Source organism: Bacteroides sp. ET489 (assembly GCF_030518095.1).
Classification (GTDB): domain Bacteria; phylum Bacteroidota; class Bacteroidia; order Bacteroidales; family Bacteroidaceae; genus Bacteroides; species Bacteroides ndongoniae.
The window spans coordinates 81,817-94,624 of record NZ_JAULLJ010000011.1; the positions used below are offsets into that span (position 1 = coordinate 81,817).

The following is a 12,808-nucleotide window of genomic DNA, read 5'->3' on the forward strand; positions in this document are numbered from 1 at the left end:
CAAGGGTGTGTCAGTGCGCGATGCGGCCGGTGGCCGGTGTCCGTCCTGGCACAGCCTTTTTTCTTATTATTATTCTTTATTTCAGTTGAATCAGAATGGATACAGCGCTTTATCTTTTGCCCGTCACGCTGGGCGATACACCGGTCGAGACCGTGTTGCCGGCTTATAATAAGGAGATTATCTTGCAGATACGCCACTTTATCGTCGAAGATGTGCGTTCGGCACGCCGTTTTCTTAAAAAGGTAGATAAGGGTATCGATATCGATTCGCTGACATTCTATCCGCTGAACAAGCATACATCGCCCGAAGCCATATCGGGCTATCTGAAACCACTTGCCGAAGGGCAGTCCATGGGAGTCATTTCTGAAGCCGGTTGTCCGGCTGTGGCCGATCCGGGAGCCGACGTGGTAGCCATTGCCCAGCGCAAGGGGCTGAAGGTGGTTCCGCTGGTGGGGCCTTCTTCTATCATTCTGTCTGTCATGGGTTCCGGATTCAACGGTCAGAGTTTTGCTTTCAACGGCTATCTGCCCATCGAACCTGCCGAACGGGCTAAAAAGCTGAAAGCTCTGGAGCAGCGGGTATATGCCGAACACCAGACACAGTTGTTCATCGAGACCCCTTACCGGAACAATAAGATGGTTGAGGATATTCTGCACAATTGCCGTCCGCAGACGAAGCTCTGCATCGCAGCCAACATTACCTGCGAAGGCGAGTACATCCGTACACGTACCGTGAACGAATGGCGCGGCAAGGTGCCCGATCTGTCTAAGATTCCTTGTATTTTTCTCTTGTATAAATAATGCCTTTCAGGTGCTCGTATTCGTATTCGAAGCACTCGCTGAAGTAGTTCATTCCCAGATTCTGCTCTATTTGGGACAGTGTCCATAGCTTGGCTCCCCTGAAATTGCTGTCGCACAAGGCCGAGTCGTCTTCTACATCGAGCAGGAAGAGGTAGACCAGACGGTTGGTCTGATGGTTTTCATAGTGATACTTCAGGTTGAAGCAAAGGTGTTTCTTCCAGGATTCCGGAACGTTCTTCTTAAGAATGCGTTGCACACACTGTTCCAGTGTCTCGCCATATATCAGGTAGTCTTCCATCAACAGATCAGTCTTGTTGGCATCGTAGTTGCTGCATTGCGGACGCGGACGGAGAAACAGCATGCCGTGCGACGCTACGGCTATACGCACTACGGGGACAATGAAGTCGCGCCGGCGGTTGACTACATTGGCTGCCTGTATTTTTCCAGTTACGTCGCCCCGTATGTTGACAATGGGGAGGAAAATAGTATGCTGCATCATTCTGTTGAAATAGAGGATGCCGAACTGGTTGAACAGCATACCGGCTATGAACACGGCCGGAGGAGTGATGTGTAGCAGGAAGAACCCTGTGGCACTGTGGGCCGGACTGTTTAGCAGATAAGCGGCAAACAGACCAAGAAAATGCAGAAAACCGAAAAGCAGAATGACTCTGGAGGATACGATGGCGGCTTCGGCTCCTTGCGCATAAAACTGTTTGCAACATTCTGACGACTTGCATTGATAACGCCTCAGGAAACGTTTGCGGTTCAGAAATATGAGGAAAGGAACTAGCAGGCAGCATCCTTCGATCATGAGTGGGAATAAAAGGTCGGAACAATAGTCGGCAGTAAAAATACCGATAACGGCCAACAGTGTCAGCATGGTTGTGGTAGCATATAATATGATTTGAGGAATATACGCTCCCTTCCGGAAATAGCTGTGCAGACTGGCAGCTATTCCCATTGCAGCACCGGCGTATACCGATATGTCCTGTGAGGCGAAGCCGCTGAGCAATATGGCTATAACGGCTGGAAGAAATCCTACGGACATGTTGAACTTGGATGATAAGACTCTTTGTTGACCCATAACTCGTATGATTCTGCTTTTTACGTATAACACAAGCAAAGGGACAATTGTTTTTTCTTTTTCTCTGTTTAGACTGCATCAAAGTAATTTTTCATAAGAAGAAACTCGTTCTTTTTAGGATATTGTAATATATGGATGCTGGTGAGTATCTTTTCTCTATTGTTTTGGGTGCGTGTTGCTGTATAGGCTTATCGTTATTACCGATAGATGCTATCGAAAATATGAGTTTTTCAGATATATGCCTTTTTTGTTTAATGGTTTACTTTTGCTGCATCAGAACTTGAAAAGAGGAGGACATAATATGAAAGCCATGCGTCGTACACCTATAGCTACGGATAGCCGTAAGAGATTCCGGACCATACGAAACTGTATGTTTCTGTCCGGTTTGTCTGTCTTTGCACAATTGTATCTTTTTCAGCCGATGCTCTCCGAGTTGTGTGTGTTCTTCCATACCGATCTTGCCAACAGCAGTCTTGCGGTGTCAGCTTCTACGTTAGGGATGGCTGTTGGTCTGTTTTTGTTTGCTTTTAAGGCGGATGACTTTGTACGTGAGCGGCTGATGGGAATCGGATTACTGGTTTCTGCCGTTCTGACTTTGGCATCTGCCTTTATTACCGTATTCCCCTTGCTGCTTGTTGTCGGTTTTCTGAAAGGCATGGCTTTGTCTGCTGTGTCGGCTGTGGCTTTGGCCTATCTGACGGACGAGGTGGACAAACCGATGATAGGACTGGCAATCAGCCTATATTTAAGTGGTAATACCATTGGGGGCATGTCCGGGCGTGTGGCAGGAACTCTTCTGTCCGGATGGGTTGGGTGGCAGTATGCAGTGGCTGTGATTGGCGGAGTAAGTTTGGTATTAGGGTATTTCTTTATCCGCAAGATACCCGCATCCGGTCATTCGACAGTAGTTCCTGTATCCTTTAAAGAGAAAATCAGGCAAATGAAGTCTTTGCTGCTTCATCCGCAACTCATCTGCATGTATTTAGTTGCTGCATTGTCGATGGGTACATTTGTCAGTGTGTACAATTATTTGTCGGTTTTGCTTGTTTCACCTGCATTCGGGCTTTCGCACGAGGTGGTGGCCATGATATTTATGATGTATACGGCAGGGGTAGCCGGTTCACTCGTTACCGGCCGTTTGTCCGACAGGTACAATCCGGGGATGTTGTTGCAATGGGCACTCTTGCTGATGTGTGTAGGGCTTGTACTGCTGTTGGTGATGCACCTGGGCGTGCTGATCCTGGGATTAGGACTGTTTACGTTTGCTTTTTTCGGTACTCATACGATGGCTAGCCGTATAGTATCGGCTCATGCTGCTTTTGCCAAAAGCACTGCTACCAGCATTTACTGGCTGTTCTATTATGCAGGTTCCAGTCTGATTGGTTCGCTGACGGGTATCGTATTTACCCGATATGGATGGAACCTGTTTGTCGAATTGTTGCTGGTGCTGATCGTCATAGCATTGGTCGTTGCCCTTATTCCGGTTGCACACGTATGGTATTCGCGATTTCGCGTACAAGTAGTTCGCAATTAATGATTCAGTATATGATTAATCGTTTGAGAAACAGATTGTTTATTACCAATTTAAAAAATGAATTTTATATGAGAAAAGGATTTTTATGGATGGCTCTGATAGGGCTGTCGGTGAATTTACAGGCGCAGGCCTCACGCGAAAATGTATCTCAGGAAATCGAACCAGTTGCGATAGTGCAGGATGGCATACGGTTTTGTGAAAGTACGTATCCCTATAACGGTGGTATTTTGATCGCCAATTTGGGCACGTCAGAATTGAATCCGCTTAATTCGGAAGGAAAGGGATATATTGTCTGGCACAAGGATGGAAAGACTGAAATAATTGTTCCTGCTGATGGAAACCTATCCGCACCGAAAGGCATGTTCGAGAGAGACGGTTATCTTTTTGTCTGCGATGTCAATAAGATTGTAGTTTACCATTTGTCTGTTCCCGGTGAACATCCTCGGATTATCCGTCTTCCCGAGGGAGATTTGTTTGTCAACGACCTGGCTGCTTCGGGCAATATGCTGTACGTTTCTGTAACCAATACAGACAAGATTTACCGGATAGATATCAGCGATCCTGCCAATCCGGGTGCTCCGGTAGAATGGACGTCTATTCCTGGTCCTAACGGTTTGCTGGTAGACAGCGGAGTGATGTATGTAGCGTCGTATCCAGCAGACGGCAAGACGCAGGACAAACATATCATTTATCGTATAGATAATTTAGATACTCCTCAACCAGAAAAATTTGTTCAGACCCCGGGACAGTACGATGGGATAGCTTTCTCTTCCGACAAAAAATCAATCTATATAACCAATTGGACACCTGCACAGCTGAGTAAGATTGACCTCCGGACACGCCAGATAGTACCCGTCCAGCTGAAGCTTGCCAATCCATTGATAGGACCAGCCGATATTACTGTCGATGGGGAAAAAATTTATATCCCGGATTTACCCAATAGCCGGGTATTGGTTGTTGAAGAATAAGATTGAGGGTGGAAAGTGGTTTCGTGGTACTTTCATCGTTTCTTCATAGCCAATATCTGTTTTTCGGCATGATAAGACGAACGTACCAGCGGAGCACTTTCTACCTGCGTAAATCCTTTATCCAGTCCTGTCTTTTTGTATGCGGCAAATTGCGCCGGTGTGACGTATTCGGCCACCGGATAATGTTTATGGCTGGGTTGCAGGTATTGGCCGATGGTAAGGATATGGCATCCGATGCGGCGTAGGTCGTCCATCAGTTCTTCTACTTCTTGCGGTGTCTCTCCCAAACCGACCATGATACCCGATTTGGTAGTGATGCCGCTTTCGGCTATCTGATGCAATACCTCCAAGCTCGTGTCATAACGTGCTGCACTGCGTACCAGTGGACTGATACGCCGTACCGTTTCCATGTTGTGTGAGATGATATCGGGCTGGGCTTCTATGACCTGTTCTACCAGCTCTCTTCGTCCCTGAAAGTCAGGAATCAGCACCTCAATGGTTGTCTCCGGATTCTGTCGCCTGATTTCCCGAATGGTTTTTGCCCAATGAGCAGCTCCAAGGTCGGGCAGGTCATCACGGTCTACCGAGGTGACAACTGCGTGCGACAGTTTCATCAGCGAAACAGATTCGGCTACGTGTGCCGGCTCACCTGGGTCAAGGGGCAGAGGCTTCCCGGTCAGCGTATTGCAGAATTTACAGCTTCGGGTACAGATGTCGCCGCCTATCATAAAAGTGGCAGTCCCTTTTCCCCAGCATTCGCCCATATTGGGACAACGGCCGCTACTGCAGATGGTGTGCAGGCAGTGGGATTCTACAATACGTTTGGTTTCGGTGTAGCGTTCGTTGGCACCGATATTTATTTTCAGCCATTCGGGCTTGCGTACTCTTTCCATTTCGATGATTAAGATTGATGATAGATAATGGAGAATGATTCATTCTCCATTAATCTTAAAGGTTATTTTTGAAGAAATTAGTCAGTTTGGTGTACAGGTGCAGACGTGTATTACCGCCGAAAATACTGTGGTTCCGGTTGGTGTAGATTTGCATATCAAACTGCTTGCCCAGCTGAACCAGCTGTTCGGCATATTCAGCACAGTTCTGGTAGTGTACGTTGTCATCGGCCATACCATGTACCAGTAACAGGTTTCCGCTCAGTTTGTCGGCACGTGTAATGGCCGAAGAGGCTTTGTAACCTTCTCCGTTTTCTTTGGGAGTACGCATGAAACGTTCACCGTAGATGGTATCATAATAGTTCCAGTCGGTGACAGCCGCTACAGCTACACCCGCTTTGAACACCGGTCTGCCTTCGCTCATGCTCATCAGTGTCATGTAGCCTCCGAAGCTCCATCCCCAGATGCCGATACGATTCTTGTCTACATACGGCAGCGTACCCAGATAGAGGGCTGTTTCCACTTGGTCGCGAGCTTCCTTTACACCTAAGTTCAGGTAAGTACATTTGGCAAATTCAGCACCGCGTCCACCTGTGCCACGTCCGTCTACACAAACTACGATGTATCCTTGCGAAGCCATATAATTCTCCCAACTGATGTTGAAGGCATCCTTCACCTCTTGCGATCCAGGGCCGCTGTATTGGTATTGAATGACAGGATACTTTGTGGAAGCTGAGAAATTGGCGGGTTTCAGCATCCAGCCATTCAGTTTCACTCCTTCCGAAGTCTGGAAAGTGAAGAATTCCTTTTGTGGCATCTGGCAGGCTGCCAGTTTCTTCTTCAGCGAAGCATTGTCTACCAGGGTGGTCAGTACTTTTCCTGTATTGTCGTTCAAAGTGATTACGGTAGGAGTATTGGCATTCGAATAGCGGTTCATGAAGTATTTCATGTCCGTACTGAATTGTGCACTATTGGTTCCTTCTTTAGTAGACAGCTTGATTTTCTTGCCCTTACGGTCTATTTTGTAGACTGCTGTACGCATCGGACTTTCTTCATTGCTTGTGAAATAGAAGGCTCCCTCTTCGGGTGCATAACCTAAGAATTCTTTTACTTCATATTGTCCGTCGGTCACCTGTTTTACCAGATTACCTCCCATACTGTACCAATAGAGGTGGTTGAAACCGCTGCGTTCGCTGACAAAGCTGAAGTGTTCGGGGTAGAAAACAATATTGTCGAATACGCTTTCGTTGATATAGGTATCACTTTCGTCACGCAAAGCCAGTTTACAGACCGTACTGCGCGGATCGCCGAAGTACAGGTCAAGACGGTTCTGGTGACGGTTCAGTGTCATGATGGCCAGTTTGTTCGGGTCTTGTGTGAAGCGGATGCGGGGAATGTATCCATCTTCGTCCAATGGAACCTGCATCTTACGGGTTACTTTCGTCTTGATGTCGAAAGTGTGTACGCTTACTTTCGAGTTAGCTTCGCCTGTCTTGGGATATTTGTAGGTGTATTCACCCGGATATTTCTCGAAAGCACTGATGTGCGGAGCCTGTCCGGCAAAGAGGGGGAACGAGTAGGAGGGTACCTGGCTTTCGTCGAAGCGGATAAAAGCCAGCATTTTGCTGTCGGCACTGAACTCCAATGCACAGTTGAAGGCAAACTCCTCTTCATAAACCCAGTCGGGGATACCGTTCAGTATTTCGTTGCGTTTGCCGTCCTTTGTCACCTGGCTTTCGCTGTTGCCGAAGTAACGTTTTACGAGGAAGATGTTGTTGTCGCGCACAAAGGCTACCATACTTCCGTCCGGCGAGAATACGGGTACCTGTTGCGGTCCTCCGTCCGAAAGGCGTTCTACAACGTTGTTGATTTTACCGTCGATGTTGCGTTTCAGACTGTACAGATAGTGTACGGCTGTGTACGAACGGCGATATATGGGAGTCGTTTCTGTAGCAATGAGCAGCATACTTCCGTCTGGCGAGAAGCTGTAACTGTCGAATGTCTTGAACGGACACTCACGTGCAGTTGTTGCGTCAAATAGTACTTCTACCTGTTTGCCGGTTTTAAAGGAGTATTTGATGATTTGTGTCCGATCAGCATTCATCTGCGAATAGTGTTCGCCATCACCCGGGATGGGGATAACGCCATAAATATTTTCGGCGCGATATTGTCCGGACACGATATCTTTTAGTTCGATATTTGTTTGGCCGTTTTGGGCAAAGCCTGTCAGTGTGAGCAGGCAGAGAAGAAATACGATGCTTATTTGTCTCATGATAGTTTTTCCTTTAGGGTTGACAAGGGCAAAGGTACACATTCTTGGCCGAAAAGCAAGCCGCAAAGCTCCTTTTTGGCAAAGATGCTCTTTTGAAGTGTTTTCTCCTGTTGAATATTTATGGGATGGAATACGTAAATTCTATTAATGATGATATTTTTTTCTTTTAATTTGAGTCTATATCAAAATTTGTGGAATAACTACAAACCTTCTACTTCCTGGAGAGATAAACCTGTGGCTTGACAAATAGCTTCTGTGTTTAATCCCAGTTTTTTCAGGTTACGTGCTATTTCCAGTTGTTTTATTCTTTCACCTTCAACCCTTCCTTCAGCCCTTCCTTCAGCTCGTCCCTCAGCTCTTCCCTCAGCTCTTCCCTCTTCTCTTTCTGTAAAAATATTATCTCGTAAAATGACAATGTTGTCCAGATGGCGATAATAAGCATCCAGTTCTGTTTTGGTCATACGATCCAGTTTCAATCTTTCTTTGACTTCTTCCAATCCGGGTGCAGAGGCACCTTCAGGCACATCTCCTGTATTCAGATAGTAAATCCATTCTTCTAATGGCGTTTTGGCTACACGGTTGAAGTCATTAACTTTTAAAATATAGTATTCTGGATACAGCTGACTGACTTCGTTCACTTTGAAAGTCTGTTTCTGGAACGGACTTAGTTCCAGTAATTCACCATTATGTATCCCTCTGAATTCAGTTTTTCCGTGATATACTATATCTGTTCCGTGGCCTAATGTGAAATATACAATGTTTACACTGTATACTTTGCGCACTTTGTAACAGTTGCTTTTTGATGTGATGTAATTATATAAACATTGGGAAATATCGAAAATAGTCCTTTCAAAATACGCGTATTCATTATGGTTTTGTATTTCAATCCAAAAAGTTTCCTGCTTTTCGTTAGTTACAATCATATTGGCGAAACTGAATTTATCCTGAGAATCCTCTATAGAATTTTCCATCAGCTTCTGTATGGTGATACGTTCACCCAACAGTGTGGTGAGCAGCCCTTCCAGTACTCCGAAGTTCACTTTATTGCGTAACAGGCGTTTCATAGCCCAGTCAAAACGGATATATTTGCTTTGTGCCATATGAGGTCGTTTTTTTAATAGGTTGGATCCGGTTGCGAATAAAATGAAAATCAGCGTAAAAAGTAAACTATACGGCCTGTGTCCGCATGGCTTGCTTTTAGATTATAGATTTTCCGTTTCTTCGGGTGTGAGTCCCGTTACTTGGCAGATGGATGCTACGTCCAGTCCCAGCGCTTTCAAGTTACGAGCTATTTCCCGTTGCTTCAGCTCTTCCTTCAGCTCTTCCTTCAGCAAGCCCTTTTTTCAATGCATCGCTTATCAGCGTCTTTTCCACTCTTACGCCGTCCCAGAACTTGTCATATCCTTCCAACTGCGCGTCGCTGAAAGCTGACTCTTCAATTTGTTCCACTGCTTTTCTGATTTCTGGGCTTTCCATTAGTTCTGGAGGGATGACGCGTGTCTTTTCGTTGATTTCGGTGAGGTAACGCAGCCAGAGCACATGCATTTTCTTCTCACTGAAGGTTTGCGGCTTGAATTTTGGCAGTTCCACAAAGATGAAGCGTAGGCCTTCGATGATTTTGTCGGAATGTTCGATATGCACGATGCGATAGTCGTGATAGTAGCCTTCCACGTCGGGCATAAACACGTCGTTCACGAGGTTGAGCGAATAGACGGGTTGCAGCAGTTCGTACTTTTCGTTGCTGCCCAATTGACGGACGTATGCTTTGGAAACGTTGAACAGCACCCGGTGCATGAAGGCGGGCGACCACAACATCTGCATTTCGACGATGAATATGCGTCCGCGTTCGTCACGACAGCGCACATCTACGATGCTGTGATCTTTGAGTGGCGTTTGGGGCATGAGATGAACCGGCAGATATTCTATTTCTGTAATGTATTCGTTCTCCGCTAATGGCAGAAGTGCATTCAGAAAACAGATGGTGAGGTCAGGATGTTTTCCAAATGTTTCTATGAAAGGCCAGTCTGCTTTAGGGTCCAGGTATCTCATGCGGCATGTTTTTATGGTTTCGGTTGCGAATGTAGTGAAAATCAACGTAAAAAGCAAGCCACACGGCTTGTGACCGTATGGCTTGCTAAACAAAACAAACAATTGCTTATTTCGATAAATAAGCATTTTTCCCGCTCGCTTCGCTAAGCGATATAAGGAAAGGATCCGCCTCACGGCGGGGATATTATATTATTCACGTACATCCTGCACGGGACGGACATAACCTTCATCATTAGTATTGTTTTGCAAGAAGAAAACACCATCCTTTGAATTCCAAAGGAAGCCTTCTCGCAAGTCGTTGTAAGGAGAAATTCCCTTTAATGAGAATGCTGTTTGACAAATATAATTAGGCCTTATTTCAGATTGATCTAGGAAGCCTTCATCATGAAAAGTTGGCCATGCATCTGTAGGCATTCGAGTGGTCATGATGAGCAGTTCTCGCTGGTTGGGAATACGGTATCCGGCTGGATATCCGTTATAGGTCTGATAGTGCTTCCAGGGATAATCATTCCACTCATCTTCACGAGGCCAAGTATTCCAATCATCAACGTATGGAGTCTTACCATCTCCACCAAAAGCATCTTTGTGTACCCTAAACTTGACATACGGCCTATTATCAGGATCACGTTCGTCATGCAGGGGCAAAGGGGATACCTCATAATTGGTGCGACGCGCTTTTACGTTCATATTAGTTACATCAATCAGATAACTGCCATCGGATTCTTTCGTTACAGAAACCAAGTCGGTAGGTATTTCATCCGGGGTATCGAGCGAGAGTCCCAAGTTACGGGCACAACGATAAGAATACCTACCTTTCATAGCACTGTAACTATCACTGTAAGAGCCACGTGAAGCGCCTTCCTCAGCCCAAAGTACCCAGGCATTTCTATCAGCTGAGTTATACGAACTGGACGTATAGTGCCAACGCACCATATTTTCCCTGTCTGTCGCATTGCTGGGATACAGGCGCGACTGTTCGTCTAGCGCAAATTCACCCAGATAGATGTCGGTCAGCTGGTCGATACTGGCCAGATACCAACGAACTTCGTTGGCTTCTATGATGTCGTTTCCGTTCAAGTCGCGGTTTCTTAGCATACAAGCATATGCCGCATTTCTCCAATTTTCTTTTAAAGCATTGTCCGAAATCTGGTTTACCGATGTTTCTATGATGTCAGTCCATTTTTTCCCTACCAGCCATTTCAGGCAATTGGCACGTCCGTTGCGGGTGTCTGTGCCTTGCGATACATCGCCGGTTATCAAGCGTCCCGTCTCCATTCTGGACTCCAGCCCCCAGGCCGTGGTCAGGTCTTCCTTGTCTACATTGTATATGGTACGGATGGTGCGCTGCTTGAAAGAGAACTTGGAGTGTACGATGCTCGAATTGCCGTCATCGCTATACTCCGATCCGCCTGCTATGATGTGCATCTGCCGGTCTTCCTTGTCGGCTGTCAGTTTCCACAACGAGCGCTTATTATCGCCCGAATCATTCGTTAGCGGGTGGTTGAAATAGAGGTTCTCGTCTACAAAGACAGTGATGGCCACATAGCCCTGGTCGTCAAAGATGGTAGAGGACGTTTTGGCTGCTTCCTCTTGCAGGTATTTTATCAGCTGGTCAATGTCGCGCAAGCGGGCACTTCCATAACCTAAGGCTTGATAATAAGGAGATGGCTGATCATTGGCTGCGTCAGGCATCGGGTACGGGTCATTATAGTTTTGGTCGCCCGGATACTTCACGTATTTGTTCGGATCCTCCTCTCCGTATTCTCTATTTACGGCAAACTTAATCCAACGATAGTCGCGCATTTCCTGTGGAATTTCATCTTTCATTTCGTGTATGCCACGACTGAAGGGGGTGTTGACACTCCATTTCATACCGTCCTTAATATCCGATTTGTGCAGCTTGATGAGGCAGCGGTCGTAGTGCGAGTCGAACTCAAATATCTGGTCGCTGCTATATACCACGTCTCCCTCGTAGCCGGGGCGGCGGTCGTTGTGTTTTTCCACCTCCCAAATAATATCATCTATTCCCCTTACCGTTACTGTGTAGGTATAGTATCCGTTACGTTCGGTGTCGTAGTCGTTGGCACTGCCCGAAGCATAGCCCAGGTGCACTGTGAAGCGCACATCAGCACTCACCTGCTGTCCGTCGTTGTCCTTGTAGGAAAGTGTTCCGGTCATTTCTACGTAAGTGGAGTTGGCATTGGCATTCGTAAACTTCTTGTCGCCTTCCTCGTCTTCACCGTCCCAGGCTTCACGTCCGGCATAATCGGCGTTAGCGTCGCCGGTGGAGGCTATTTCTTTCTGCGGCGTTTTTTTGTTCTCGGGCATATAGAACACAAAGCTACCGCCGTCGTATAGATTGGCATCGGTCGCGTTGCGGGTGATTTCCTCGAACGGTATGGCTGGGGTATTGAAATAGGTGGCATACGTAGCGTCGTCATAGTCGCCGGTTTCAGCCTTCAATACATACGACTGCATGGGCACCCGCTTCACCTTCCATGTTTTTGGCAGGAAGGAGAACTCTGTCCACTCTTTTCCGGTGGGAGGATTGGGATGGGTTTTGACCACAAATTTCACTTTGGCATCGGTACGCTCCAGCTTGAGGGTAGCATTCAAGGTTTGCGTGCTGCCTTCACCTCCGGGGATGGTCACCACTTCGCTGTCGGGGTTGTTCTTATCCTTGGCATAGCCGGTCATCATGAACAGGGCGCCGCGGTAAACCGACTTGCTCTTCATTTTCATGACAAGTGCCTTCAGCTCGTTCAAGTTCTGGATGCCATCGAGTGTTTCTTTCGTGATGCTGTATGATGTCGAAGTAGTCGTAGTCGTCAGGTTGGCAATGCCCACGATGCGTGCATCATTCAGCGAGGTAGTTGTGAAAAAGACGGTTCCTGAATTGTGCCCGGTAGTACCGTCAACATAGCTCAGTCCGTCGCCATCGGTACAGAATTTGCCAAAATGTCGGTCGCCCGCCCCGTCGAATACTAATACATATATATTATCCACCCGGTTTTCGTATTCGGCATTCTGCTCGGAACGGGTGATTATCGGGCTTTCCTCGGCCTGGAACCCGATCTGCACGCTGGCTGGAAGCCCTTCTACGATGCGGTTACGGTTGTCGACAAATGTATCGTCGACGCACGACACCGCCACCAGTGCCAGCATTAGGCTTATCATTTGTAAATATTTGCTTGCTTTCATATCTTTATAT

The 12,808-nt window shown here is 46.8% G+C and carries 9 protein-coding genes; 3 read left to right on the plus strand and 6 right to left on the minus strand.

Going from position 1 to position 12,808, the window contains the following annotated elements:
• The first annotated feature begins 95 nt into the window (after nucleotides 1-95).
• Nucleotides 96-800, plus strand: coding sequence for an SAM-dependent methyltransferase (locus tag Q3C19_RS08465; protein ID WP_022164223.1), 705 nt, complete (start codon nucleotides 96-98; stop codon nucleotides 798-800).
• On the opposite strand, the gene Q3C19_RS08470 is transcribed toward Q3C19_RS08465, so the two are convergent.
• Nucleotides 766-1,884, minus strand: a complete 1,119-nt coding sequence (locus Q3C19_RS08470; RefSeq protein ID WP_302728584.1) for a hypothetical protein — start codon at nucleotides 1,882-1,884, stop codon at nucleotides 766-768. The two genes, Q3C19_RS08465 and Q3C19_RS08470, sit on opposite strands and share 35 nt — an antisense overlap.
• 301 nt (nucleotides 1,885-2,185) lie before the next feature.
• Here Q3C19_RS08470 and Q3C19_RS08475 point away from each other — a divergent pair, with 301 nt between their 5' ends.
• On the plus strand, nucleotides 2,186-3,418 hold the full coding sequence (locus tag Q3C19_RS08475) for an MFS transporter (RefSeq protein WP_302728586.1): 1,233 nt from the start codon (nucleotides 2,186-2,188) through the stop codon (nucleotides 3,416-3,418).
• Between the two features lie 68 nt (nucleotides 3,419-3,486).
• Complete coding sequence (locus Q3C19_RS08480; protein WP_302728588.1) at nucleotides 3,487-4,386, plus strand: YncE family protein; 900 nt, start codon at nucleotides 3,487-3,489, stop codon at nucleotides 4,384-4,386.
• Nucleotides 4,387-4,418: 32 nt separating this feature from the next.
• On the opposite strand, the gene lipA is transcribed toward Q3C19_RS08480, so the two are convergent.
• The 5 genes from lipA to Q3C19_RS08505 all read right to left on the minus strand — a co-directional run bounded on the left by lipA (nucleotide 4,419) and on the right by Q3C19_RS08505 (nucleotide 12,798).
• Complete coding sequence (lipA, locus tag Q3C19_RS08485) at nucleotides 4,419-5,279, minus strand: lipoyl synthase (protein ID WP_022164220.1); 861 nt, start codon at nucleotides 5,277-5,279, stop codon at nucleotides 4,419-4,421.
• 55 nt (nucleotides 5,280-5,334) lie between these two features.
• Nucleotides 5,335-7,548 carry a S9 family peptidase gene (locus Q3C19_RS08490; protein ID WP_071150379.1) on the minus strand — a complete coding sequence of 738 codons (2,214 nt, stop codon included), beginning with the start codon at nucleotides 7,546-7,548 and terminating at the stop codon, nucleotides 5,335-5,337.
• Between the two features lie 200 nt (nucleotides 7,549-7,748).
• Entirely contained in the window at nucleotides 7,749-8,648 is a 900-nt protein-coding gene (locus Q3C19_RS08495) for a PD-(D/E)XK nuclease family transposase (RefSeq protein WP_302728592.1), read from the minus strand.
• Between the two features lie 181 nt (nucleotides 8,649-8,829).
• Complete coding sequence (locus Q3C19_RS08500; RefSeq protein ID WP_368045231.1) at nucleotides 8,830-9,597, minus strand: Rpn family recombination-promoting nuclease/putative transposase; 768 nt, start codon at nucleotides 9,595-9,597, stop codon at nucleotides 8,830-8,832.
• 189 nt (nucleotides 9,598-9,786) lie between these two features.
• Complete coding sequence (locus Q3C19_RS08505; RefSeq protein WP_302728594.1) at nucleotides 9,787-12,798, minus strand: hypothetical protein; 3,012 nt, start codon at nucleotides 12,796-12,798, stop codon at nucleotides 9,787-9,789.
• Nucleotides 12,799-12,808 lie beyond the last annotated feature (10 nt).

What these genes read in the sequence shown, in the direction of transcription:
- Q3C19_RS08465 (WP_022164223.1), top strand. Translation starts at nt 96, where the DNA reads ATGGATACAGCGCTTTATCTTTTGCCCGTCACGCTGGGCGATACACCG.
- Q3C19_RS08470 (WP_302728584.1), bottom strand. Translation starts at nt 1,884, where the DNA reads ATGGGTCAACAAAGAGTCTTATCATCCAAGTTCAACATGTCCGTAGGA.
- Q3C19_RS08475 (WP_302728586.1), top strand. Translation starts at nt 2,186, where the DNA reads ATGAAAGCCATGCGTCGTACACCTATAGCTACGGATAGCCGTAAGAGA.
- Q3C19_RS08480 (WP_302728588.1), top strand. Translation starts at nt 3,487, where the DNA reads ATGAGAAAAGGATTTTTATGGATGGCTCTGATAGGGCTGTCGGTGAAT.
- lipA (WP_022164220.1), bottom strand. Translation starts at nt 5,279, where the DNA reads ATGGAAAGAGTACGCAAGCCCGAATGGCTGAAAATAAATATCGGTGCC.
- Q3C19_RS08490 (WP_071150379.1), bottom strand. Translation starts at nt 7,548, where the DNA reads ATGAGACAAATAAGCATCGTATTTCTTCTCTGCCTGCTCACACTGACA.
- Q3C19_RS08495 (WP_302728592.1), bottom strand. Translation starts at nt 8,648, where the DNA reads ATGGCACAAAGCAAATATATCCGTTTTGACTGGGCTATGAAACGCCTG.
- Q3C19_RS08500 (WP_368045231.1), bottom strand. Translation starts at nt 9,597, where the DNA reads ATGAGATACCTGGACCCTAAAGCAGACTGGCCTTTCATAGAAACATTT.
- Q3C19_RS08505 (WP_302728594.1), bottom strand. Translation starts at nt 12,798, where the DNA reads ATGAAAGCAAGCAAATATTTACAAATGATAAGCCTAATGCTGGCACTG.